At 32.3% G+C, this 362-nt stretch carries 1 protein-coding gene; it reads left to right on the top strand.

Translation table 11 applies throughout. The features are described 5' to 3' along the window. Positions 1–362: hypothetical protein (locus D0S45_21020; protein ID TIH01871.1), on the top strand; the 362-nt coding region annotated here is incomplete at its 3' end.

Here is a 362-nt window from a genome sequence, read left to right as displayed (position 1 = left end):
ATCTTCAAACAATGTGGATTTGATACCTATTGGTTTGCAAATCAAACACCTGATTACACCTACGATGGCATCGCTAAATCAGTAGATCATTATATTCCAACAAGTGTGATGAGCAGTGTTTATTCTGATAAGCTTTGGACAGATGAAAATATTTTAGAAGTTTTTGATTCAAAAATAAGCAAGTCGACGAAACAAAAACTTATAGTACTACATACTATTGGTTCGCATTGGTACTACAATTATCGCTATGATGATCGGTTTAAAAAGTTCATTCCTGTTTCGAATTCACGTTCTATTCATCACAATACTTCTGAAGAACTCATCAATTCTTATGACAACTCCATTTTGTATATGGATTATTT

Origin of the sequence: Marinifilum sp. JC120 (assembly GCA_004923195.1) — a bacterium.
Lineage (GTDB): Bacteria > Desulfobacterota > Desulfovibrionia > Desulfovibrionales > Desulfovibrionaceae > Maridesulfovibrio.
The sequence above is the reverse complement of the archived record's forward strand: the minus strand, read 5'-3'. Positions and strand labels throughout refer to the sequence as shown.